Genomic DNA, 23,755 nt, shown 5'->3' with positions numbered 1-23,755 from the left:
ATGCAGGTAATTAGTATGGGTGGTACTTAGTGTCCGATGAACGTCTGGCGACGCGAATCGAACTGATCGAAAAAGCCCGGATTGCCGACATTGACCGCACGGAACTGGGACGAGGGAGACGCCATGCCCAGATAGACCTGATCGACGCCAACCCATCCGGCGTTGCCACCGGTAAGCGTGACCGTGCCAGTTGGCGAGCCGTCGGTCGTGCTCGCGGCCAGCGGCGTGACCCAGTAACGCAGCGATCCGCTAGCACCGACCGTCAGGTCAATCTCGATACGATTTGCGCCAGCCTGATCCGGCAGGTCGACCTGACCGAGACAGGTGTTGGTCGTGCCGTTGTTGCAAGCGGCTGTGAACGACACGCGCTTGGTGCCGGCACCCGAACCTGCGTACTTGATCTGGACGAGACGCAGCAGACCATTGAAGGCTGCCGGAGCATTGGCCAGGAAAATGTCGGTCTGATTCGTACCACCAGCGCCGCTGAGGCCGCTCGGGTCGAAAATAAACTGCGCGCGATATCGGGTTTCGCTGGCCGGCGTATCGTCACGAACCTGGGCGCGCGCTGCGCCGCTGTTGCCGAGAATCGACGACAGGCGGCAAGCCGAGCTGTCGTATCCGCCGGTAACGCTGGCAGCGGCCGAAGCGCCGCCACCCACGTTCGTGGCCGTCCAAGGCGGAGAAAGGCTAGCCGGGCACTGCGCCATCGCTGCGCCAGCGGCACCGAAACCCACCAGACCAACAACTGCCATTGCCAGTGTTTTCATCTTCGTGTTCATAGGTATCTCTCCAGGATTGTCTGGGTGGGGTGGGTCCCCGTCCCCTTAACGCACATTGCAAAAGGTCTTGCCGGTGCCTTAACCGCCGGGAGCATAAGGAGTATCCCCTTTCCCCGTCAACAGCTTCCGCACACTTGCTTGACCGACTTGTCAGAACCAGTGGTGGCCATGTAAGCCGGATCCGAAGGCCGAAACCGGCCTGATCGACCCGAAGCCAACCACGTCCACCCTTCATGAGACGCAGCGGAATGCCGAATGCGGACACGAGGCTGGCGGAAAATAGAGGCAAAAGCGTGACAGGCACCCGCTTTCCACTGAATCTGCCTCGATACCCGCGACCAGGCGGGCATTTGAGGAGTTGGCCAAGTAGGTGGATGCCATCGGCACCAACATTGATTGACAGGGGCGCCAGCATCTACCGAGAATCGCGGTCCCCCTGCGCATCTCCAGGCTTCTCTTGACCTCGCTTTCGACCGCAGACTGCCTGGCCGTGATTCCCGCCCGTGACGAAGTCGCCACGGTCGGCAGCGTCGTGGCCGGGGTCAGCCGGACCCTGGGTTGCCGTGTGCTGGTCGTCGATGACGCCAGTACCGACGGTACTTCCGTGGCCGCCCGCGCAGCCGGTGCGGAAGTCCTGATGTTGCCGATCGGCCTGGGGGCCTGGGGCGCCAGTCAGGCCGGCATCCGGTTTGCGGCCAGGAACGGGTTCAAGGCAGTGCTCAGCCTCGATGCGGACGGCCAGCATCCGGCCGAGTCCCTGCCGCTGCTGTTCGACGAGTTGGCACGCTCGGGAGCCAATGTCGTGATTGGCACCTGCATTGAACGATTGAGCCTGCCAAAGCGGCTGGCCTGGCAATACCTGCGCCTGCTGACCGGGCTGCGGCTGCGCGACTTCACGTCCGGCCTGCGCCTCTACGACGAAACAGCCATGAAGACGCTGGCCGCGCCGGAAGCCAGCCTGCTCGACTACCAGGACGTCGGCGTATTGATGCTGCTCGCCGGAAAGGGAATTCGGATCGTCGAAACGCCGACACCGATGCGCGAGAGGACCGACGGGCATTCCCGTGTGTTCGCTTCATGGGCCGTAGTCGCCCGTTACATGTTCAATACGACGATCCTGTGCATCTCGCGTCTCGATCTCGGCAGTCGACGGCCCGCTGTGGCCACCCACGGAACTGAACGCTGATGCTCGACGCGCAAATCACGGCCGCCATTCTTGGCGTTGGCTTGGCCGGAGCCATCTTCTACCTCGTGCGTCGCGACCACCTGCATGGCCCGTTCGCAGCATGGTGGCTGATGGTAGCTGCCTCGACCCTCGTTCTCGGCATGTTCCCGGCCCTGGTGATCTGGCTCGGCAAGCTTACGGGAATCAACTACGCGCCGGTCCTGCCGATCATCATCGGCCTGTCCATGGTCCTGCTGCGCCTGCTCAAGCTCGATATCGACCGCTCGCGCCAGGAGCGGCAGATGCGCCGGCTGACCCAGAAGCTCGCGATCCTGGAACAGGAGCTGGAGCAGTTGCGCAAGGCCTCGGCGCCGGTCCGCCCGACCGATTCTGTCCGCCCACCGTCCGCCAGCAATACCCCCTCCTGATCGCCGATGCGCGTTCTCCACATCGGCAAGTACTACGCCCCGCAGCGTGGAGGGATCGAGCGGCACCTGCAGGATCTGGCCGAATGGTTCGTCGCCCACGGGCATGGCATCAGCGCCCTGGTGCATCAACCTGGCGGACAATGGCGGACCCGCCATGAAACGCGCAACGGTGTGGACCTGCGTCGCGTCGGCTGCATTGCCGCACCGCTCTATACCCCGATCAGTCCGGCCTTTCCATGGCAATTGAGGCAGGCGCTCGTGACACAGCAGCCAGACCTTCTGCATCTGCACATGCCAAATCCGTCCTGCTTCGCCGCTCTGGCCAGTCCGCGCGCACGCGCCCTGCCCTGGCTCGTCCATTGGCATGCGGATGTGTCGCCGGACATGCCGGACTGGCGCGTGCGCGCCGCCTATCGCATGTACCGTCCGTTCGAGCGTGCCGTCCTCGCCCGCGCCAGTGCCATTGTCGTCACGTCCGCGGCCTACGCCGAGGCCAGCATGGCCTTGGCTCCGTGGAAGGCGAAGCTGCATGTGGTTCCTCTTGGCATCGATGCAGCGGACTCGGGACCTGCATCCAGCCCGGGCTGTCCCGACTGGCCATCCCCCGCCCCGCTGAAACTGCTCGGTGTCGGTCGACTCAGCCACTACAAGGGCCACGCGGTCCTGCTCGAGGCGATGGCTCGCACCCCAGGCAGCAGCCTGGTCCTGGTCGGGGAAGGTGAAGAATCCGCCCGACTTCGTGCGCTTGCGGCCAGGCTGCAGATCGAAGACCGCATCCGCTTCGTCGGCGCGGTCGACGACTCCGCCCTGCAGGCCCTTTATACGGCCGCCGATCTGTTCGTGCTGCCGTCGCTCGATCGCAGCGAAGCCTTCGGCCTGGTCCTGCTCGAGGCCATGCGTGCGGGCCTGGCAATCGTCGCCAGCGATATTCCCGGATCCGGAGTTGGTCAGGTCATCGAGGACGGGGAAAGCGGCATCCTGGTTCCACCGCGGGACTCGCAGGCCCTGGCCCTTGCCCTGCAACGGGCCAGCGACGCCAGCCTGCGCAAACGACTCGGCGAGGCCGGCCGGGCCCGATGGCAGGCGCGCTTTACGCTGGAGAAATCCGCCCGGGCGATTCTCGAACTCTATCGCGCGGTCTCGGATCGAGATCCGCGAGCAGCAGGGCAAGCAAGGTGAACAGCGCCGGCACGACATGCAGGATCAGGCGATTCGTGCTCGTGTAGTTTTCGGCCCATGCCGATGCATCGGTGAAGAAGAAGAGCACGAACAGAAAAGCTGCACACAGTCCGAGCAAGGACGCCACGGAGCGTGTGGTCCCGTCCCTGGCCAGGACCGGCCAGCGCAGGACCAGGATGACCGGCACGAGGTACCAGAGCAGGTGCCAGTTCGGAAGGGTCAGTAGCCCAGCGACGATCGCCGCGCCCACGGACCGCCAATGCAGGTCGAGCGTGCCGAGGGCCGGAATGACGAGCTCGCCCCAGGTCACGTGGACCCAGCCCAGACCGAGCACCGGAACCTTGAAACCACCCATGGCGATGAGCAAGGCGATGGCTGCGCCACCCGCCACGACGAGCCACCAGCGCTGCCGCTTCGGCAACACGCCGAGCAGCATGACCAGGGAAAAAGCGATCAGCCAGACGGAACCCTCAAGCTTGATCTGCGGCATGGCCAGGGCAAATATCCAGGCCAGCGCGAGCTGCCCTCCCTCACGGTGCCGCATCCAGCGCAGCCATCCCAGCACGGCCAGACCGAAGGCCGCGGCCAGCCAAAGGTCGGCGTAGCCGGCAAGGGCGGCATGGGCATCGATCAAGGGCAGCGAAAGCAGGGCGTAGGTCAACAACATCGCCAGGCCGGGGCGGATGCCACTGGCTCGCCACTGGCCATAGCTGGCCAGGCCGATGGCACCGAGCACGCCGGTCCAGACGACGTTGATCAGCGGCTCGTTCCAGCTGCCAATCGCGCTGGCGAACCAGATCTCGATCCACGCCAGCAATTCGGGATAGTCCCAGATGGCAGATGTACGCTCGGCCACACCCGGCTCGGCCAGCCATTGCTGGATCGGCACATAGGGGACATGGTGGCCGAGCAGGAACCAGGCCTTTGGCTTGACTGCCCATGCGGACCAGGCATCCCAGGGAAACGTCGGCCGCAACAGCGCCTCGCTGGCAAGCAGGCCGAGACGCAGCAGAATCGCGGCGAGCACGAGAAACCATGCGATGCGCCAGCCGACGCCGATTGCGCCGGCGGGAACGAACGCCTTTTCTCTGTCACGGAACACGAAGGCGGCGACCCAGGCGATCAGGCCGACTGCGGCCAGCCACGGGGCGGTGCGGGCGAAAGCTTCCGCGGTCCTTTCCGCGGCAACGACGCTGGCCAGGCCGGCAGCGACGAAAAGTCCGAGCACGAATCCGCTACCGAGCGCCGCGGCCAGATCGCCGGGTCGGCGCAAACCACGGTTCAAGGCCAGGCAGATCCCGCTGCCCGCAGCCCAGGGCAGCAACCAGGCGAGCAGGTAGCTCGTACTCATGGAGTGCTCCGATGCCGCAGCACGATCAGCCGATTGCCTTGAAAATAGATGATGTCACCCTGGATGCCCAGCCCGTCGCCACGCAGCATCCTGGTCTTCTTGTCGTAGCGCCAGTTGCTCGCATCAAACAGCACGATCAGGCAGTTGTCGGGCAAGGCAAGCTTGGGGTCCAGGGCATAGGCCTGGGAAAGCACGCCGACATTCATCGGCAACAGGTGGTAGATCAATCGCAACACGTTGAACGAGGAATCGGAGTGGACCAGGACCCGCGAATTCTCGGGCATGTCCCGGATCGCCGACTTCAGCTGGCGCGCCGCTTCGACGATATCGCTGTCGGCGGAATGCAGTTCGCGCTCGGGCCAATCGAATTCGGCATAGAGTCGCTGCGTGGCCACGTGCCGCCAGCGCAAACCCGACTGCCACTGCAGGTCGAGCAGAAGCCAGCCGACGACCCCGGCAACGATGGCTACACGCAGCAACGCCGCTCCGCGCAGACGCAGCAGCAGGAACGCCCAGAACATGCACGCGGCAATCGCCAAGGCCAGGCAGAGCACCAGCGACTCGGCGCGTGGTGTATCGGTGTCGCGCCCCAGTGCATGCACCGAACGCTGGCTCCACGGCCATTGGCCGAGCCAGTCGGTCATCAACGCGGCAAGGTCGCCACGCCAGGACCGCGAGGCCAGGCTGGCATCGACCAGGGTGAACGGCTGGAACCCTTGCATCGGCGGCACGATCTGCGGGGTCGGATATTCGGCGAAGGCCAGTTCGATGATGCGACCGCGCCATTCCGGAACGGTACCGAGGTCGAACCAGGCATCGCCTTCCCCAGGCCAAGGCAGCGAGACCACGCTGACGTCGTCGTCGCCGGCGCGACGGAACACCAGCGACAATTCGAGAGTGTGCGGAAACTGTTCGAAGCGGTAGCGCAGGATGGGATTTTCGGCCGCCTCGATGCCGTTGAGGACCACCGACTGCAGGGCGGTACGATTCTCCCCGACGGCGCCGATGCGCAAGCGCGTCTCGTCCTGCGCCGCACCACCCATGACCACGCGGAACTCGGAACCCAACCAGTTGCGGACCGTATCCGGCGACAGCGGTGATCGCCAGTGGACGCCGGCAGCCCAGATCAGCAGCACGAACAGGCTGAGCAGCACGGCAGCGCTGAAAAGCAGCTTCCTCATGCGGCCAGGGTATCCAGATGGATCAGTTCCGCTTCGCTGAAGCCGGCGCTCAAGCGGGCCTCGGTATTGAACGGCCCACGCAGGCTGCCGCGCATGCATTCCTCCAGCAATGCGGCGAAGGTCGCTTCCGGCTCAAGTCCGGCTTCGCCGCAACAGTAGGCAAACCAGCGCGACCCGGCGGCGACGTGAGCGACTTCCTCGCGCAGGATCAGTTCGAGGATCTCGACCGTGGCGAAATCGCCCACGGCGCGCAATCGCGCGATCATGCCCGGGGTCACGTCGAGCCCGCGCGCCTCGAGCACCCGCGGCACCAGGGCCATGCGGCGCAGGCACGAATCCGCGGTCTGCAGGGCCATGTCCCACAATCCGTTGTGCGCATCGAAATCACCGTAGGCATGGCCGAGCTCCGCCAGCCTGGTGCTCAGCAATGCGAAATGGCGCGCTTCGTCGGCAGCGACCGCGACCCAGTCGCGATAGAACGCCGGCGGCATGTCGCGAAACCGGTGCACGGCATCCCAGGCCAGATTGATCGCATTGAACTCGATGTGGGCAATGGCGTGCACGAGTGCTGCCCTGCCTTCGGCACTCCCGAGACCGCGCTGTGGCAGTTTCCTCGGTTCGATCAGGTATGGGCGCTGCGGCCTGCCGGGCGCGTGGATGGGCCCGAGGTCGGTCGATGGGGCCGCGTCGGCCAGGCGTCCTTCGAGGAATTCCCCGGCACACGTCCGGGTCAGCGCCACCTTGCGCTGCGGATCGCATTCGAGCAAGCAGCGCCGGGCGGCGCCAAACAAGGCATTCATGTTCATCGACCGGAACGTTTCCCGAAAAAAAACGGCCGATCGAGTTCGGCCGTTTGCGATTCTGCCGCTTTCCCGGCTCGCGTCAAACCCATCGCGTCACGAAATTCCGCTCAGCTCGCCTGTCGACGGCGGTCCTTGGCTTCATCGGAACGCGAGAATTCGAGCTCGTCGAGATAGGTGGGTTCGACGCCGGTGACGTATTCGCCCGAGAAGCACGAGGTATCGAAGGCGTCCAGATTGTCGTTGCCCTCCGCGATCGAGGCGATCAGATCGGCCAGGTCCTGGTAGACCAGCCAATCCGCTCCGAGCAGCTTCTCGATCTCCTCTTCGCTGCGTCCATGGGCCACGAGTTCGGCCGCAGTCGGCATGTCGATGCCGTAGATATTCGGGTAGCGTACGGGCGGCGCCGCAGATGCGAAGTAGACCCTGCTGGCCCCCGCTTCGCGCGCCATCTGGATGATCTGCCGCGAGGTCGTGCCCCGCACGATCGAATCGTCGACCAGCAGCACGTTCTTGTTGCGGAATTCGAGATCGATCGCGTTGAGCTTGCGACGCACGGATTTCACCCTTTCGCTCTGCCCCGGCATGATGAAGGTGCGACCGATGTAGCGGTTCTTGACGAAACCTTCACGCATCGGCACGCCCAGCGCCTGGGCCAGGGAGGACGCCGCGGTCCGCGCGGTGTCGGGAATCGGAATGACCGAATCGATGCCGTGACCGGGCTTGAGGCGCTCGATCTTGGCCGCCAGGCGCTCGCCCATGCGCAGGCGCGCCTTGTAGACCGAGACGTCCTCGATCATCGAATCGGGCCGCGCCAGGTAGACGTACTCGAAGATGCACGGCGCATGGCTGACCGGCTCCGCACATTGGCGCGTGTGCAGCTCGCCATCCAGCGTGATCAGGATGCCCTCGCCCGGCCTGACGTCGCGGAGCAGGCGGAAACCGAGGATGTCGAAGGCCACCGACTCGGAAGCGACCGCGTATTCCTTGCCGTCCGGTGTATCGCGTTCGCCGAGCACCAGCGGCCGGATCCCGTGCGGGTCGCGGAAGGCCAGCAAGCCGTAGCCGAGCACCAGCGAAACCACCGCGTAACCGCCGATGCAGCGATGATGGACGCCCGCGACGGCCTTGAAGATGTGGTCGCTCGACAGCGCCATGCGTTCCTGGATCTGCATTTCATGGGCGAGCACGTTGAGCAGGAATTCGGAGTCCGAATCCGTGTTGATATGGCGACGGTCGTCCTCGAACATCTCGCGACGCAAGGTATCGGTATTGACGAGGTTGCCGTTGTGCCCGAGCGCGATGCCATAGGGCGAATTGACATACAACGGCTGCGCTTCGTTGCTGCCCTCGGAGCCGGCGGTCGGATAGCGGCAATGGCCGATGCCGACCGTGCCGCGAAGAGCCAGCATGTGCTCGCGCTGGAACACGTCCTGGACGAGCCCGTTGCCCTTGTGCAGGCGCAGGCGCGAACCGTCGATGGTGGCGATGCCGGCCGCGTCCTGGCCGCGATGCTGGAGCACGGTCAGGGCATCGTAGAGAGCCGATGCGACTTCGGATTTGCCGACGACTCCAATGATTCCACACATGGTTCAGTTCACTGCGCTGAGGTTGGTTGGGGTTCCTGCACGGACGGTGCCATCGGTCCGATCAGGTTTCCGGCCGCTGCCGGCAAGGCCGCGCTCGCCGGTTCGAGATAGCGCGCCACGCGCTCCGGCAACATCGTGGTGACCCAGCGTGCGCCGCGGTCGAAGGTCGGCAGCATGCGCGACTGTTGCCACCAGTCGTCGCGAACGACGGGGGTAAACTTCATCAGCAGCACGACCAGCACCACCAGCGCCGCGCCCCGGACCAGGCCGAAGACCATGCCGAGCAGGCGATCGGTGCCGGACAACCCGCTGCCGCTGACCAGCTTGCGCAACAGGAACGCGACGATGGCCCCGGCAATCAGCACGGCGATGAAACACAGCGCATAAGCCAGCAGGACGCGCACGGACGGCACCGATATGCTGCCGGAAAAACGATCCGCAAGGCTCGGCCCGAACATCCAGGCGATCCAGAAGGCCAGAGCCCAACAGGCCAGTGCCATGACTTCGCCGATAAAGCCACGCCAAAGCCCGACCAGGACGGAAAGGGCCAGCGTGGCAATGATCGCGACGTCGAACCAGTTCATTGTTCCGCTTTCATGGCTGGGTCACGACGATGCCGTCGACTCCCAGTTTTTCCTTGATGCGATCGCGCAGCTTGTCGGCATTGGCGCGATCGGTTTCGGGTCCGGCGCGGACGCGCCAGAGGGTCTGTCCTTCCGCCGCCAGCTTGTCGACAAAGCCGACGAATCCGGCCGCCTGCAGTCGACCGCGCAGCTTGTTGGCATCTTCGGCAGTCGAGAAGGCGCCGAGCTGGACGGCCCAGCTGCCGGCACGATTCGATGCCACCGCGGTCGGCGGCGCATCGGCCTTGGCATCCTCGGCCACGGCGATGACGCTGCCCGGCACGTCGCTGCGAACCTGCTTGATGCGGATCCGCGCCGCTTCGGCCTCGGCGCGATCGGCGAACGGGCCGACCCGGACCCGCTGGGCCTGCTTGCCCTTGAAATCAGTACTTTCGGAATACGCCGGGAATCCGCTGCGCTTGAGTGCAGCGACCAGGTCATCGGCATTCTTTGACGCCGAATAAACGCCGAGATGGACGAGATAGCGGGCGCCCGCCCCCTTGCCCGCCTCGATCTGGGCCGGCGTTGCCGGCTTGGGCGCCTCTACCGGCTTGCTCTCGGCCGGAGCCGGAGCAACCGCGGGCTCCGTGACGGCCGGTGCCGCATCTTCCGGTCGCGCATCGGGCCTTGCCGGCGCCTGCGTGTCGACGGTCGCCACAGGCTCGGACGGGGCCGCGGACTGCGCCGGCATCCGTGAAGGGTCCTGGTTCGCGGCGTCGACCGAAAGAACCCGCGTCTCGAACTCGCGGCTCGGCGGTGGTGGAAGCTCAAGGTCGACGGTCGCCGAATCCTGCTTCGGACCGCTGCCGCTGAACAGCATCGGGACGAAGATGATGGCAAGCGCTATCAGGACGACGGCGCCGAGCAGACGTTGTTTCAAGGCGGGATCCATGGTTGGGGCACGCTGAAAGGTCGCCCCGATTATACCAACCGATCCGGCGCGCCGTCGTTCATTGTCGATGATGCATACGCCGCACGCGCGGCCCATGGTGGGTTCGCGACCTCAACAGACGTGCCGGCGGGTTCAGAAAACGCCGCGCAGGCACGCGCCATGACGACTTTGCTACTTGATCAGCCCCTCCCTAATCGTCCCGCCGAACGCTGGCCAATGCCGCGGCGGCGACGAAGAACGAGCCGAAAGCGATGATGCGATCGTCCTCACCCGCCTCGTCGCGGGCCGCACGCAGCGCCGAGCGCACCTCGGCATGGTGCCCGGCGATTCGCGCCGAGGCCTCGGGAGTCAGGCGCGCGCCGAGCGTGCGGGCGTCGAGTCCACGCGCGCTATCGGTATCCAGACCGGCCAGGTGCCAGTGGCTGATCAGGTCCTGCAGGGGGGCGACGATGCCGCCGACGTCCTTGTCGGCGAGCGCGCCGTAGACGGCGATCGTGCGCCCCGATATCGGATTGCGTGACAGCCACTCAGCCAGCACGCGGGCCGCCTGGGGGTTGTGGGCGACGTCGACGATCAGCTCGGGCGGACCCGGGAAACGCTGGATGCGCGCGGCAACCTGCGCGTGGGCAACGCCGTGGACGATGGCTTCCGCCTGCCAGCCGATGCGCTCGCGCAACACGAACAGGGCGGCGATCGCGGCGGCGGCGTTGGCATACTGGCAGGGCGCCGCCAGCCCCGGCCGCGGAAGCTGCAGGCTCAGCGAACCGCTCTGCCAGAGCCAGCCCCGGTTTGCCACCTCGTACCGGTAGTCGACACCGGCCGCGATGACCCTGGCGCCGATCCGCGAGGCCTCGGCCAGCAGCGTCCGCGGCGGATCGATCTCACCGATGATTGCCGGTCGTTCCGCGCGGAAAATCCCGGCTTTCTCTCGCGCAATCAGTTCGCGATCGTTGCCGAGCCAGTCCTGGTGATCGAGGTCGATCGTGGTCACGATGGCGACGTCGGCATCGACGATGTTGACCGCATCGAGCCTGCCACCAAGGCCGACTTCGAGTATCGCCACATCGAGGTGGCTTGTGGCGAAGATCAGCAAGGCCGCCAGCGTGCCGAATTCGAAATAGGTCAGCGGAATCTCGCCTCGCGCTGCTTCGATCCGTTCGAACGCCGCGACCAGCGCCTCGTCATCGGCCTCGTGACCCGCAACGCGCACGCGTTCGTTGTAACGGATCAGATGTGGCGAGGTGAATGCGCCGACCCGATGACCACCGGCGGCCAGCATGGCCTCGAGGAAACCCACGGTCGAGCCCTTGCCATTGGTGCCACCGACGGTGATGACCGTCGCCGCCGGCGCGGGCGCCCCCAACCGCACCCAGACGTCGCGAACGCGATCGAGCCCGAGCTCGATCTCGCGCGGGTGCATGCGCAATTGCCAGTCGAGCCACTCTTGCAGGGTCTTCAAGGCGCTTGCACTCGTTGCTCTCGTCCGCGCCCGCCCATCAGCGCATCAGGATCCGCCGCGGCTTGATCGGCAGGCGTCCGCGCCAGTACTGGATCAGCACGAAGCCGGCGACCATGCCGCCGAGATGGGCGAAGTGGGCGACGCCGGCCTGGCTGCCGGTGATGCCAAGAATAAGTTCGATCGCGCCATAGCCGGTCACGAACACCCAGGCGGGCATCGGGATCGGCGGAAAAAGCAGCATGATGCGCTGATGCGGAAACATCATGCCGAAGGCGAGCAATAGCCCGAACACGCCGCCAGACGCGCCGAGGGTCGGATAGATGCCGCCGGTGAACCAGGCGATCACCAGCAACTGGGCGATACCGGCGCCGATGACGCAGGCCAGGTAGTAGACGGCAAAGGGCCGCGATCCAAACAGCCTTTCGATCGCCCCGCCGAACATCCACAGGGCGAACATGTTGAAGAACAGATGAGCCAGGTCGGCATGCAGAAATCCGTAGGTGACCAGCTGCCAGACCTCGAAACCGATCGAGGTGCCATCCTCGGTCAGCACTTGCGTACCCAGCGGCCACAGCGCGAAATGGATGATCAGCGGATCGCCGACCAGCATCTGCAGCAGGTAGATGCCGACGTTGGCAATCAGCAGGGTGCGCGTCACCGGCGGCATGTCAAACGGCATAGGGGTTCCTTGCGAGCTTGCGGCGACCGTTTGCGGACGCTGCGTGAGATTCGGAAATCGAGGCGCAGGCGCCCGCTTTCAACCGCGTCGCCGTCGGACCGGCGACGCCGGGGCTGGCGCCCACAGTTCCGCATCCAGATCGCGCTGCCAGCCGAAGCCCCGCAAATCGACCCGGCCACCCTTCAACGAAACGCCTTCCGCAGCAAGCCGGCGCTTTTGTTCGAGGAAGTCCCGGCTGCGTGGCGCGAAGGCCAGCCGACCATCTGCCCTGAGCACCCGGTGCCAGGGTAATGCCGCGGCATCACCCGCATCGCGCAGGACCCGGCCGACCAGGCGCGCACGCCCGGGCAGGCCTGCGCGCGCGGCAATCTCTCCGTAACTGGCGACTCGCCCTGGCGGAATCCCGGAGATCGCCTCGCGAATCGCCTGATGGTCCGGTCGTATCGGCATTGGCGCTGACTTCATGACCGGCGCACGCTAGCATAGGCATCAGACAATTCGTGGAGTCCAACGTGCAGAGCTTCGAACAAATCCGATCGCATGTGGGCAACCTGCACAATCTGCGCACCAACGATCCCTACCTGATCAGCTTCGACCTTACCCTCGCCGATGGCCGGCATCAGGGCATCTACCTGGCCGAGATGGAAGGCGACGACGGCCTCAAGCACCTGCGCATTTCCACGCCGATCGGCCCGGCCACGGGCATCGATGCCACGCGCTGCATGCGCTTCAACTGGGAACAGCGAACCGGCTATCTGGCGGTCAGCGACCTCGACGGCTCGCCCTACTTGCATCTGGTCGAGAATCGGCCCTACCCGCTGCTACATGGCGACGAACTCAACCGTGTCATACGCGAGCTCGGCCAGCTCGGCGATCGCCTCGAGCAGGCCATTTCTTCCGGCGGCGATACGTTCTAGGCAGGGCCGGACGCCGGGCTCAGGCGGCCAGATTCAATGCCTGCAGCAGGCGCACCAGCAACCAGGCCAGCAGCGCGGCAATCGGTATGGTCAGGATCCACGCCCAGACCATGCGCTCGACGACGGTCCACTTGATCGCCGAAAAGCGCTTGGCCGCGCCGACACCCATGATGGCCGACGAAATGTTGTGCGTGGTCGACACCGGAATGCCGAAATGCGAGGCGGCCAGGATGACGCTGGCCGACGCGGTCTCGGCGGCGAAACCGTTCACCGGATGCAGCTTGACCAGCTTGTGACCGAGGGTGCGGATGATGCGCCAGCCGCCAGCGGCCGTGCCGGCGGCCATCGTGAGCGCGCAAAGCACCTTGATCCAGGTCGCGATCGCAAACTGGCTGTCGGCACTTTCCTCGATGCGCAGGAATGAAAGCCAGCCGGGAATGTCGTCCAGGCTGCCGGCCGAAGTCGCCCCGACCAGGGCCAAGGCGATGATGCCCATGGTTTTCTGGGCGTCGTTCATGCCATGGGAAAGGCCCATCGCGCTGGCCGACACGATTTGCGCCTTGCCGAAGAAACCATTCAGAAACCGCGGCCTGCCCAGCTTCTGGACCGGCCCATTGCGGGAACCGAGGAAGCTGACCCCGGCGAAAATGAGGCCCATGATGGCAAAGCCGAGCACGAACCCGAGCAGCGGCGAACTGAACATCGGCATCACGACCTTGGGCAGCAGGCCCTTGCCTTGCCACCAATGCTCGCCTCCCTGCCACCAGATGATCGAGGACCAGTTGTCGTTCGATGCCGCCAGCGCGGCGCCACAAAGGCCACCGACCAGGGCGTGCGAAGAACTCGAAGGCAATCCCCACCACCAGGTGATCAGGTCCCAGATGATCGCACCAAGCAGGGCACAGATCAGGACCTGAGGAGTCACCGCGACGACGCCCGCATCGACCAGGCCCGAAGCGATGGTCTTGGCCACCGCGGTGCCCCAGAGCGCGCCGATCAGGTTGGTCGTGGCAGCCAGCAGGACCGCCTGCCCGGGACTCAGCACCTTGGTCGCGACGACCGTGGCGATCGAGTTGGCGGTGTCGTGGAATCCGTTGATGTACTCGAATACCAGCGCGACGGTGATCACCAGCAGGACCAGGCCAAGGCTCACGGGATATCCTCGCCAGTCCGCTCAGGAATTCTTCAGGGCGATGTGGTAGATCACGTTGCCGGCATCACGGCAGCGATCGATCGCCTTCTCGAGCAGTTCGAACAGGTCCTTGCGCACCATCAGGCGCGCCGCGTCTGTTTCATCCGTGAACACGTGGTGGTAAAGCTCGAGGAGCAGGCGATCGGCTTCGGACTCGATCGACTGCATGCGCTCGTTGAGCGCATGCATGACATCGAGCTTGATGCCGCCGCGCAGCTCGCCGACCATGCTGACGATGACATCGCAGGCACGCTCGAGCATGGCCGCCTGCGGGCTGTAGTCGATGTCGACCAGGCGCTCCGCGAACAACGCGTGGCGCTCGGCGAATTTCTCGACCGTCTTCGGAATCTTGTAAAGGGCGCCGGCCAGGGCCTCGATGTCCTCGCGCTCCAGCGCGGTCACGAACGTGTTGACCAGTTCCAGGTTGATCTGCGCGAACAGGTCCTTCTCGCGCTTGCGCGCCACGCGGAACTGGTCGAGGGCCGGCACCTGCGCTTCCTCGGCCAACATGCTGCGCAAGGCCCGCGCGCTCAGGCGCGCGGCATCGGCGCTCGCCTCGAGCAGGCCGTAGAACCTGTCGCCCTTGCCAAAGATCGTTTGCAACGAAAACATGGGCCACTCCGGGTCCGGATGGACGAATACGTCAGCGCAAACGCCGATCGCACCCCAACGGGACCGGCGCGCGAGGGATGTTACAGCATTGTTACGGATTCGAGACAGCCATGGCCGCCCCTTGCGCGGGTCGTTCGCTTCATTCCGCCGGCCGTTTGTCCGATGCCAGTCGCGCCATGCGCTGCACGTCGGCAAGTATGCCGCGCAGTACCCGCAGTTCGCGCTGGTCGGGGCTGGCACGCAGGAACAGCCTGCGCAGGCGCTGCATGATCGTGCGTTCCGATCGGCCCTTGTGGAAATCGATCTCGCGCAGGGCCGTGGCCAGGTGGTCGAAGAAGCCCTCGAGCTCGGCGGTCGTCGCCGGCGGATCGCTGTTGCCCGTGCGCGACGGTGTTCCGGCCAGGGTCGCCATGCGCAGTTCATAGGCCAGTACCTGCACGGCTTGCGACAGATTCAGCGAGGAATACGAAGGGTCAGCCGGAATATGCACGGCAGCATGGCAGAGCTTGATTTCGTCATTGCTCAGGCCGGAACGCTCGTTGCCGAAGACCACGGCGACTTCGCGGCCTTCGGCGGCGGCTTCCAGCACCCGGGTGGCGCTCTCGCGCGGGGAATACTCGGGCAAGGCCACGCCGCGCTGGCGCGCCGTGGCGCCGAGCACCAGACTGCAATCGGCGATGGCACCCTGCAGGGTGTCGAATTGCCCGGCAGCCTCGAGCACATCATCGGCTCCGGCGGCGAGGACGTGGGCATCGATGTGCGGGAACTGGGCCGGGGCAACCAGCGACAAGCGCCTGAACCCCATGGTCCGTATTGCTCTCGCCGCACTGCCGATGTTTCCCGGATGCGAGGTGTTGCAGAGCACGAAGCGCACGCGCTGCAGGCCCGGATCGGATTTCGCCAGTTCAGTCATCGATAACGCCCTAGATCGAGTCCCGGCCGTTTTCCGCCGGAAATTCCATGTTTGAAGGCCTGCCAGGCCAATGGGATGCGGGCCGCAGCGGCCGAATGGCACGATCCGGGCGACCCTGTCCCTCTCAAGTTTGGCGGCATGTCGGCGGATTTGGTACCCTTCCGCGCCGCGCGCGCTTCGATCGTGTCGCCATGTTCTTTCTCATCCGACTTCCGATGGACAACCCATGCCCAGACCCGCAGTGAACGTGGCGGTGCGCGCCGCGCGTGCCGCAGGCCAGATCATCCTGCGCTACATGAACCGCATCGACGGTTTGGCCATCGTCGAGAAGCAGCGCATGGATTTTGCCTCGGAGGTGGATCGCGCGGCCGAGGCCGAGATCATACGCGAGCTCCGGCGAGCCTTTCCCGGCCACGCGATCCTCGCCGAGGAATCCGGTGCGCAAGGCAAGGGCAAGCATGTCTGGGTCATCGATCCGCTCGACGGCACCCACAACTACCTGCGCGGCTTCCCCCATTTCTGCGTATCCATCGGCATGCTGGAGAATGGCGAGCCGATGCATGCCGTCGTCTACGACCCGCTTCGCGACGAGCTTTTCACCGCAAGCCGCGGCGACGGAGCCTATCTCAACGATCGCCGCATCCGCGCCAGTTCGCGCAACGACCTTGGCGGCGCCTTGTTGGCCACCGGCTTCCCGTTCCGCCAGCGCGCGCATCTCGATGCGCAGCTCGATATGACCCGCGCCCTGCTTGGCGACGCAGAAGATATCCGCCGCACCGGCTCGGCGGCGCTGGACCTGGCCTACGTGGCCAACGGACGCCTGGATGGCTACTACGAAATCGGCCTGAAGCCGTGGGACATGGCGGCCGGCTGCCTGCTCGTGCGGGAGGCCGGGGGACGCTACTGCGATTTCGTCGGTCGCGATGGCATACCGGAAAACGGCAACATCATCGCCGGAGGCCACAAGGTTGCCGATGCCATGGTCAAGAGCATTGCGCCGCATGTGACGCCGGCGCTGGCCCGCTGATTCGCCCGGCGCGCCGGGCAAGCCCGCACCAGCCGCGACCGCAAATCTGCGGATCGCTTAGCAAGCCCGAATACTCCGCCCCCTCCAAAACCACCGTGCGTGCGTTTCCGCGTAAGGCGGTTCTCGAGTGACGCTTGCAGGCAGGTGCCTCCTGGCGGGTGCACCAAAGAAAAAGCCCGGCTCGCGCCGGGCTTTTTCATGACGCGGTTGCTGCGTCAGATCTTACTGCTGACCTTCCACGGCAAGCTCGGTGCGGCGGTTGCGCGCACGGCCTTCCTTGGTGTCGTTGGTGTCGATCGGACGGCTTTCGCCGAAGCCCTTGACTCCCGTGATCTGGCTGGCGCTGACGCCATGCGAGGTCAGGTAGTCATAGACGATCTGGGCGCGGCGCTCCGAGAGACCCTGGTTGTACGCGTCGGTGCCGATCGAGTCGGTGTGGCCGTCGAGTTCAACGCGGACGTTCGGGTTGCGGGTCAGCACGTCGACGGCCTGGTCGAGGATCGCGATCGAATCCGCGGTCGGCTCCTGCAGCGACGGGGTGATGTCCTTCTCGTTCGAACGCGGACGGTCGAACTTGAAGTTGACGCCACGCAGGTCGATGACGACCGGCGTCGGGGCCGGCTCTTCCGGAGCGGCTTCCGGCGGCGGCGGCGGCGGCGGGGTCACAGCCGGTTCCGGCTCGGCCGGAGCACTTCCGCCGAAACCAATGGTCAGGCCAACCGACGCGATCCCATCGACGAAATGGTTGTGGTTCTCGGCCTGGATGCCGTAGTCGTCAACCTGTCCGCGCAGGCTGTTGTTGTCGTGATCGTAACGCGCCGCAAGTTCCGCGCGCAGTGCGACACGCTCGTTGAAGTTGTACTGCACACCACCACCCACGGTGGCCATCGGATCCCAGCCGCTCTCCTGCACCGTGCCGGAGTAGGCGGCGTGACGGACCGTGCCGAGACCGCCCAGGATGTACGGACGCCATGCCGAACCCTGATCGCCGAAGAACCAGCGTCCGGTCACGCCGAGGCTGACCGACTCCCACTCGCGGCCCGCACGGAATCCGTTGTCCTCGAAATCCGCATCGTTGAGCGCCCACTCGGCGTCAACGGCAAAATTCGGCGACACCCACCAGCCGATACCGAGACCGGTGTAAAGCGAGGAATCGGTACCACGGTTGCTGTCCGGAAAGACGACACCGATGCGCGGAGCGAGATACCAGCTTCCATCTTGCGCATGTGCGGCGGACACACCACCGCCCAACATTGCGACGGCGATCAGCGCACTCAAAGCCTTGTGTTTGATCATTGCAGATTCCTCTTTATTTGTTTGATCCAAAATCAACCGTCACAGTGCGTCTCGGACTGCGAACACCATGTTGGCCGCTATCTTACGATGAATCGCCCCCATAACAACAGGATATTAACAATCTCTTCCAGTTTAATTTTGACGGATCCGCGCCACCACATCGCTTTAAAATCAATATGTTATACAATCCGCGCATGAACCGCATGTTAAGACCTGGTCAATTCAGATCGCGAAGAGCGCCATCAATTCGTGGATTGGCATGGACTCGAACTGCCCTCTGTCCCTGCTGGCCGCCAGGATCTTGGCCACGCGCGCCTCGGGCAATTGGGCGCGAATGGCCGATTCGAACTTCCTCAGCAACACCGGAATGCCTTCGGCGCGGCGCTTGCGGTGGCCGATCGGGTAATCGATCGAAACCTTGTCGGTGCTCGAACCATCCTTGAAGAAGACCTGCAGCGAATTGCCGATATAGCGCTTGTCGGGGTCGAAATAGTCGCGGGTGAACTGCGGATTTTCCTTGACCGTCATCTTTGCGCGCAGCGCATCGATGCGCGGGTCGGCGGCGACATCGTCGTTGTAGTCGTCGGCGACGAGACGGCCAAAGATGAGCGGCACCGCGACCATGTACTGGATGCAGTGGTCGCGGTCGGCGTAGTTGGCCAGCGGACCGGTCTTGTCGATGATGCGTACGCCGGCTTCCTGGGTCTCGATCTCGATGCGCTCGATCGCCTCAATCCGGCCCGCCACCGAATCGTGCAGGCGCATCGCGCACTCGACCGCGGTCTGGGCGTGGAACTCGGCCGGGAAACTGATCTTGAACAGCACGTTTTCCATGACGTAGCTGCCGAACGGCCGCTCGAATTCGAAGGCCTTGCCCTTGAACGCGACGTCGTAGAAACCCCAGGTTTTGGCGGTCAGCGCCGACGGGTAGCCGACGACATTCTTTTCGACCGCATTGAGCGCATGGATGACGGCGCGGCGGCAGGCATCGCCGGCCGCCCAGCTCTTGCGCGGTCCGGTGTTCGGCGCATGCCGGTAGGTGCGCAACACGCCATTGTCGATCCAGCTGTGCGAGATGGCGGTGACGATCTGTTCCCGGGTGCCGCCGAGCATGGCGGTGACGACCGCGGTCGAGGCCAGGCGCACGAGGATGACGTGGTCGAGGCCGACCCGGTTGAAACTGTTCTTCAGCGCATAGCAGCCCTGGATCTCGTGCGCCTTGATGGCCCAGGTCAGGACATCGCGCACGGTCAGCGGCTTGCCGCCCTCGCGCTCGGCCTTTCTCGACAGATAGTCGGCGACGGCGAGGATGGCACCGAGATTGTCCGAGGGATGGCCCCATTCGGCGGCCAGCCAGGTGTCGTTGAAGTCGAGCCAGCGGATCTGCGTGCCGATGGCGAATGCGGCCTGGACCGGATCGAGCTCGTGACTCGTACCGGGGACGCGCGCGCCGCCCGGCAACACCGCGCCCGGCACGACCGGACCGAGATGCTTGACGCAATCCGGAAACTTCATGGCCAGCATCGACGTCGCCAGCGAATCGAGCAGCATGTTGCCCGCGGTCTCGTAGGCTTCGCTCGAATCGATGACGTAGTCAGCCACATAGTTGGCGATGTCGACCATGGGCTGGTCGGGTTCCGGCCTTGCGGCCGAGCGGATGTCATGTCCGGACATGGGGTATTTCCGTTCGTGTGGGAAGGAGTTCGCTGTCCGCCAGTGAGCGGATTGCGCAGCCGCCTATTCTGCCAGATGCCCGGCCCGATCGCCGAACGCTCCCGTGCCCTTGCATGCCGCTTCCCCTGGGAGGGTCTGATCAAGTAGCAAAGTCGTCAGGATGCCGGCCTGTGTGCAGATCGCGACGGGTCGACGCAGACAGGCTGGCCGTCCTTCAAGTCGACGCAACAAGGATCCGCGCGCAGGCAGGGGTCGCCTGACTGAGTGATTGGATGCTGTAAAGGTGGCGTCCAGAACGCTCCCCACATGCACCGCGCGCCTCGTCAAGGCAACCAGCCTTCACTTCGCCACGCGGCCCATGTGGAAAACCTTCTGAACGCCATGACGACTTTGCTACTTGATCAGACCCTCCCTTGCGCTCCGGAGCGGGGCAGGCAGAATGCCTTGACCTCGTGGATGCCCTGAGCCGTGCCGAAGCCGACCTTGCTGGAGAGCGTTCTCGAACTGAGCCGATTCGACGAGGACTCGGCCGCGGCCTTGCGCGTGCTGCACCGCCATTTTGCCCTGAAGTTCGGCCCCTGCTCGCTGGCCCTGGTGCTCGTTCGCGGCCTGCCGCCCGGGCAGTGCCGACTGGCCGGATCGATCGCGGCGGACGGACGCGAGCATGTGCCGAACACCGATCCGTTCGGGCTGAATTCGGAGCTGCCCCTGTTCGACGATGCCCTGGCCAACCGGCTGCTCGGTGGCCTCGAGCCGCGCCGGATCAGCCCCACAGGGACCGAGTCGAGGCTGCCATTCGCGCTCGCCCTGTTCTCGCCGCATGGCCTGCTTGGTGTGCCGATCGTCAACAACGGCGAAGTCGCCCACTGGCTGGTATTCGGCAGCGGCGATCCGGCGCCGTTCGACGACATCGCTCTGGATGCGCTGCTGATCGAGGTCAACCTGGCTGCCAGCCTGATCGTGCGCCCGCTGTCCACGCGCGCCCTTCGCGACCAAAGTTCGCGCCAGCGCCAGGCCATCGAGGGCCTCGCCGATGTGCAACGCCAACTGCTTCCCGACAATCCGCCGATCCTCGGCCTCGACTACGCGATCCATTGGCAGCCGGCCGAAACGGCAGCGGGCGATTACTACGACCTGGTCAGCCTGACCCGCCATGCACCCGTGGATTTCCAGCGCGACCGATACGACATCTGGGTGGTGACACTCGCCGACGTCTCCGGACACGGCGCGGCAGCGGCCATGGAGGCGGTCCAGTTCGATGCGATCCTGCGCACCTACCAGGGCAGCGAGGAGGCCGGGCCGGCAGGCGCCCTGACCTATGCCAATCGCTATTTCTTTTCCCGCCGGACACGCCACCATTTCCTGACCGCTCTCGCCCTGCTCTATCGACCCGACCTGCGTCGCGCGACGTATGTGTCTGCCGGACACCCGCCGCTGCTCCACCGCCAGGGCTCGCGCGTCATCGAGCGCGGTGCGGATACCCAAATCCCGCTCGGCGTCCTGCGCGACCACGAATGGGTCAACCATCATTTCGTGGCCAACCCCGGCGATCTCTTCGTGCTGTACACGGACGGCATCATCGAAGCCCGCGACCGCCGCGGCGAACCGTTCGGGGCAACGCGCCTGCAGTCCCTGGTCGCGGCGGGTCCGGAAGATTCTGCGGCCCTGCTCGAAAGCCTTCGCTCGGCCTTGTTCGAGCACCAGGGCGGTGCGATCGGCGTTGACGACCAGACCCTGATCGTGCTCCGGGTCACGGCCTGACCCAAGCGTCCGCATTCCCCGGTGCCAATGAGCGTCATCTCGCGCTTGCCGCCCGGCGCGCTTGCAGGCATCTTGAACGCTCGTTTGAATTCCGGACCGCCCGATGGACTACCCGCACCTGCTTGCGCCGCTCGACCTCGGCTTCACGACCCTGCCCAATCGCGTCCTGATGGGGTCGATGCATACCGGACTCGAGGAACGTGCGCGCAACTTCGACCGGCTCGCGGCCTATTTCGCCGAGCGTGCCCGCGGCGGCGTCGCCCTGATGGTCACCGGCGGCATCGCGCCGAGCATCGAGGGCTGGCTGAAGCCGTTCGATGGCCGCCTGACCCTGCCCTGGCATGTCGGCCGCCATCGCAAGATCACCGCCGCAACGCACGCCGAAGGCGGGCGCATCTGCATGCAGATCCTGCATGGTGGCCGCTACTCGTATCATCCGCTTTCGGTCGGCGCGTCCAGGATCAAGTCGCCGATCACGCCGTTCCAGCCGCGCGCGCTTTCGACACGCGGCGTCGAGCGCACCATCGGCGATTTCGTCAACTGCGCGAAACTGGCCCAGGACGCCGGCTACGACGGCGTCGAGATCATGGGTTCGGAAGGTTACCTGATCAACCAGTTCGTGACGGCGCGCACCAACACGCGCAGCGACGACTGGGGCGGCAGCGCGGAAAAGCGCATGCGTTTCCCGATCGAGATCGTTCGCCGCACGCGCGCCGCGGTCGGTCGCGACTTCATCATCATCTACCGACTCTCGATGCTCGACCTGGTCGACAACGCGCAGAGCTGGGAAGAGATCGTGACCCTGGCCAAGGCCATCGAGGCAGTCGGGGCGACCCTGATCAACACCGGCATCGGTTGGCATGAGGCGCGCATTCCGACCATCGTCACTTCGGTGCCGCGGGCCGCGTTCACCAGCGTCACCGCCAAGCTCAAGCGCGAGGTTTCGCTGCCCCTGATCACGACCAACCGGATCAACATGCCGGAGGTGGCAGAACAGGTTCTCGCCCGCGGCGATGCCGACATGGTCTCGATGGCGCGCCCTTTGCTCGCAGATCCCGACTGGGTGAACAAGGCCCGCAACGGCAAGGCCGACCGCATCAATACCTGCATCGCCTGCAACCAGGCCTGCCTCGACCACGTATTCGAGAACCGCCACGCGACCTGCCTGGTCAATCCGCGCGCCTGCCACGAGACCGAGCTGATCATCAGCCCCAGCCCGAAGCCGGGGCGTTATGCCGTGATCGGCGCCGGACCGGCCGGGCTGGCCGCCGCCACGACCCTGGCCGAGCGCGGCCATACGGTCACCCTGTTCGACCAAGCCGGCGAGATTGGCGGCCAGTTCAACATGGCCAAGCGCATTCCGGGCAAGGAAGAGTTCCACGAAACCCTGCGCTACTTCGGCAACCGCATCGCCGATACCGGAGTCGATTTGCGGCTTGGTACACGCGCCACCGCCGGCGCCCTGGCCGAGGCCGGATTCGATGCCGTGATCGTCGCCACTGGAGTCACTCCGCGCGCCCTGCGCATTCCGGGCAGCGACCACCCGAAGGTCTTGAGTTATCTCGACGTGCTGCGCGACAACAAGCCGGTCGGCAAACGCGTGGCCGTCATCGGTGCCGGCGGCATCGGCTTCGATGTCGGCGAGTTCCTGGTCGAGGATGCTCCGTCGCCAACGACCGATGTGAAGCGCTGGATGACGGAATGGGGCGTGGACCTGGACGTTGAGCATCGCGGCGGCCTGGTCCAGGCGCGTCCCGAAAAGCCCGAGCGCGAAGTCTGGTTGCTGCAGAGGACCGAAGGCCGCCTCGGTGCGCGCTTGAACAAGACCTCCGGCTGGGTCCACCGCGCCACGCTCAAGGCCAAGCGCGTGCAGATGCTCGGCGGCGTCAGCTACGAGCGCGTCGACGACGCCGGGCTGCACATCCGTATCGGCGGCAAGCCGCAGCTTCTGGAAGTCGACAACGTGGTCGTCTGCGCAGGCCAGGAACCCAACCGAGGGCTGGCCGACGAGCTGATCGCGGCAGGCGTGACGACCCATGTCATTGGCGGCGCCGATGTCGCCGCCGAGCTCGATGCCAAGCGTGCCATAGACCAGGGAACCCGGCTTGCGGTCGCGCTCTGAAAGACGGGAAACGTGAAGCCGTGATCCAATGAGGAGTGTCGACTGCGTCACGTTTTGACCGTCGACCGTGTCTCCATCTGGTTTCGCTGCGCCTTCTAGAGTGAAGCGTCCACGAC

The 23,755-nt window shown here is 65.1% G+C and carries 22 protein-coding genes; 7 read left to right on the top strand and 15 right to left on the bottom strand.

Annotated features, from left to right (window positions below; all coding sequences use genetic code 11):
- Positions 1-26: 26 nt before the first annotated feature.
- Positions 27-779 (bottom strand): hypothetical protein, encoded by a 753-nt coding sequence (locus tag BM125_RS05515; protein WP_139224869.1) that lies wholly within the window; start codon positions 777-779, stop codon positions 27-29.
- 490 nt (positions 780-1,269) lie between these two features.
- Here BM125_RS05515 and BM125_RS05510 point away from each other — a divergent pair, with 490 nt between their 5' ends.
- Genes BM125_RS05510 through BM125_RS05500 form a run of 3 tightly spaced genes read left to right on the top strand, consistent with a single transcriptional unit; the run spans position 1,270 to position 3,551 of the window.
- Positions 1,270-1,965, top strand: a complete 696-nt coding sequence (locus tag BM125_RS05510; RefSeq protein ID WP_245778804.1) for a glycosyltransferase family 2 protein — start codon at positions 1,270-1,272, stop codon at positions 1,963-1,965.
- Positions 1,965-2,372 carry a DUF2304 domain-containing protein gene (locus tag BM125_RS05505; RefSeq protein ID WP_092405730.1) on the top strand — a complete coding sequence of 136 codons (408 nt, stop codon included), beginning with the start codon at positions 1,965-1,967 and terminating at the stop codon, positions 2,370-2,372. Before BM125_RS05510 ends, BM125_RS05505 begins: the two co-directional genes overlap by 1 nt.
- Positions 2,373-2,378: 6 nt before the next feature.
- Complete coding sequence (locus BM125_RS05500; RefSeq protein WP_092405728.1) at positions 2,379-3,551, top strand: glycosyltransferase; 1,173 nt, start codon at positions 2,379-2,381, stop codon at positions 3,549-3,551.
- Here BM125_RS05500 and BM125_RS05495 read toward each other — a convergent pair.
- The 9 genes from BM125_RS05495 to BM125_RS05455 all read right to left on the bottom strand — a co-directional run bounded on the left by BM125_RS05495 (position 3,463) and on the right by BM125_RS05455 (position 12,575).
- The gene (locus BM125_RS05495) at positions 3,463-4,902 is read right to left on the bottom strand and encodes a hypothetical protein (protein ID WP_092405726.1); all 1,440 of its coding nucleotides are present in this window, start codon (positions 4,900-4,902) and stop codon (positions 3,463-3,465) included. The two genes, BM125_RS05500 and BM125_RS05495, sit on opposite strands and share 89 nt — an antisense overlap.
- Complete coding sequence (locus BM125_RS05490) at positions 4,899-6,083, bottom strand: hypothetical protein (RefSeq protein ID WP_092405724.1); 1,185 nt, start codon at positions 6,081-6,083, stop codon at positions 4,899-4,901. Before BM125_RS05490 ends, BM125_RS05495 begins: the two co-directional genes overlap by 4 nt.
- A complete protein-coding gene (locus BM125_RS05485) occupies positions 6,080-6,883 on the bottom strand; it encodes a ferritin-like domain-containing protein (RefSeq protein ID WP_092406015.1) in 804 nt (267 codons plus the stop codon). The genes BM125_RS05490 and BM125_RS05485 overlap by 4 nt, the downstream gene beginning before the upstream one ends.
- Before the next feature lie 110 nt (positions 6,884-6,993).
- Positions 6,994-8,472 carry an amidophosphoribosyltransferase gene (gene purF, locus BM125_RS05480; RefSeq protein WP_092405722.1) on the bottom strand — a complete coding sequence of 493 codons (1,479 nt, stop codon included), beginning with the start codon at positions 8,470-8,472 and terminating at the stop codon, positions 6,994-6,996.
- A gap of 8 nt (positions 8,473-8,480) precedes the next feature.
- Complete coding sequence (locus BM125_RS05475) at positions 8,481-9,056, bottom strand: CvpA family protein (RefSeq protein ID WP_092405720.1); 576 nt, start codon at positions 9,054-9,056, stop codon at positions 8,481-8,483.
- 10 nt (positions 9,057-9,066) lie between these two features.
- Positions 9,067-9,975, bottom strand: a complete 909-nt coding sequence (locus BM125_RS05470) for an SPOR domain-containing protein (RefSeq protein WP_175497926.1) — start codon at positions 9,973-9,975, stop codon at positions 9,067-9,069.
- Positions 9,976-10,177: 202 nt separating this feature from the next.
- A complete protein-coding gene (gene folC, locus BM125_RS05465) occupies positions 10,178-11,446 on the bottom strand; it encodes a bifunctional tetrahydrofolate synthase/dihydrofolate synthase (protein ID WP_281243927.1) in 1,269 nt (422 codons plus the stop codon).
- Positions 11,447-11,483: 37 nt separating this feature from the next.
- Positions 11,484-12,125, bottom strand: coding sequence for a rhomboid family intramembrane serine protease (locus BM125_RS05460; RefSeq protein ID WP_092405716.1), 642 nt, complete (start codon positions 12,123-12,125; stop codon positions 11,484-11,486).
- A gap of 78 nt (positions 12,126-12,203) precedes the next feature.
- Entirely contained in the window at positions 12,204-12,575 is a 372-nt protein-coding gene (locus BM125_RS05455) for an MGMT family protein (protein ID WP_092406010.1), read from the bottom strand.
- A 62-nt stretch (positions 12,576-12,637) separates the two neighbouring features.
- Between BM125_RS05455 and BM125_RS05450 the strand changes: the two genes are divergently transcribed.
- Positions 12,638-13,042, top strand: a complete 405-nt coding sequence (locus tag BM125_RS05450; protein ID WP_092406008.1) for a hypothetical protein — start codon at positions 12,638-12,640, stop codon at positions 13,040-13,042.
- A 19-nt stretch (positions 13,043-13,061) separates the two neighbouring features.
- Here BM125_RS05450 and BM125_RS05445 read toward each other — a convergent pair whose 3' ends face one another.
- From BM125_RS05445 to BM125_RS05435, 3 genes are all read right to left on the bottom strand, one after another.
- Positions 13,062-14,195 (bottom strand): inorganic phosphate transporter, encoded by a 1,134-nt coding sequence (locus BM125_RS05445; RefSeq protein WP_092405714.1) that lies wholly within the window; start codon positions 14,193-14,195, stop codon positions 13,062-13,064.
- A gap of 21 nt (positions 14,196-14,216) precedes the next feature.
- Positions 14,217-14,846, bottom strand: coding sequence for a DUF47 domain-containing protein (locus BM125_RS05440; RefSeq protein WP_092405712.1), 630 nt, complete (start codon positions 14,844-14,846; stop codon positions 14,217-14,219).
- A 139-nt stretch (positions 14,847-14,985) separates the two neighbouring features.
- The gene (locus BM125_RS05435) at positions 14,986-15,759 is read right to left on the bottom strand and encodes an RNA methyltransferase (RefSeq protein ID WP_092405710.1); all 774 of its coding nucleotides are present in this window, start codon (positions 15,757-15,759) and stop codon (positions 14,986-14,988) included.
- A 226-nt stretch (positions 15,760-15,985) separates the two neighbouring features.
- Between BM125_RS05435 and BM125_RS05430 the strand changes: the two genes are divergently transcribed.
- Positions 15,986-16,786, top strand: coding sequence for an inositol monophosphatase family protein (locus tag BM125_RS05430; RefSeq protein WP_092405708.1), 801 nt, complete (start codon positions 15,986-15,988; stop codon positions 16,784-16,786).
- 222 nt (positions 16,787-17,008) lie between these two features.
- Here BM125_RS05430 and BM125_RS05425 read toward each other — a convergent pair whose 3' ends face one another.
- Positions 17,009-18,082 (bottom strand): OmpA family protein, encoded by a 1,074-nt coding sequence (locus BM125_RS05425; protein ID WP_245778803.1) that lies wholly within the window; start codon positions 18,080-18,082, stop codon positions 17,009-17,011.
- A 222-nt stretch (positions 18,083-18,304) separates the two neighbouring features.
- Positions 18,305-19,756, bottom strand: coding sequence for a bifunctional 2-methylcitrate dehydratase/aconitate hydratase (locus BM125_RS05420; protein ID WP_092405706.1), 1,452 nt, complete (start codon positions 19,754-19,756; stop codon positions 18,305-18,307).
- Between the two features lie 468 nt (positions 19,757-20,224).
- Here BM125_RS05420 and BM125_RS05415 point away from each other — a divergent pair, with 468 nt between their 5' ends.
- Complete coding sequence (locus tag BM125_RS05415) at positions 20,225-21,517, top strand: PP2C family protein-serine/threonine phosphatase (protein ID WP_092405704.1); 1,293 nt, start codon at positions 20,225-20,227, stop codon at positions 21,515-21,517.
- 103 nt (positions 21,518-21,620) lie between these two features.
- The gene (locus BM125_RS05410) at positions 21,621-23,639 is read left to right on the top strand and encodes an NADPH-dependent 2,4-dienoyl-CoA reductase (protein WP_092405702.1); all 2,019 of its coding nucleotides are present in this window, start codon (positions 21,621-21,623) and stop codon (positions 23,637-23,639) included.
- Positions 23,640-23,755: the final 116 nt, after the last annotated feature.

Source organism: Dokdonella immobilis, assembly GCF_900115085.1.
Classification (GTDB): Bacteria; Pseudomonadota; Gammaproteobacteria; order Xanthomonadales; family Rhodanobacteraceae; genus Dokdonella; species Dokdonella immobilis.
The sequence above is the reverse complement of the archived record's forward strand: the minus strand, read 5'-3'. Positions and strand labels throughout refer to the sequence as shown.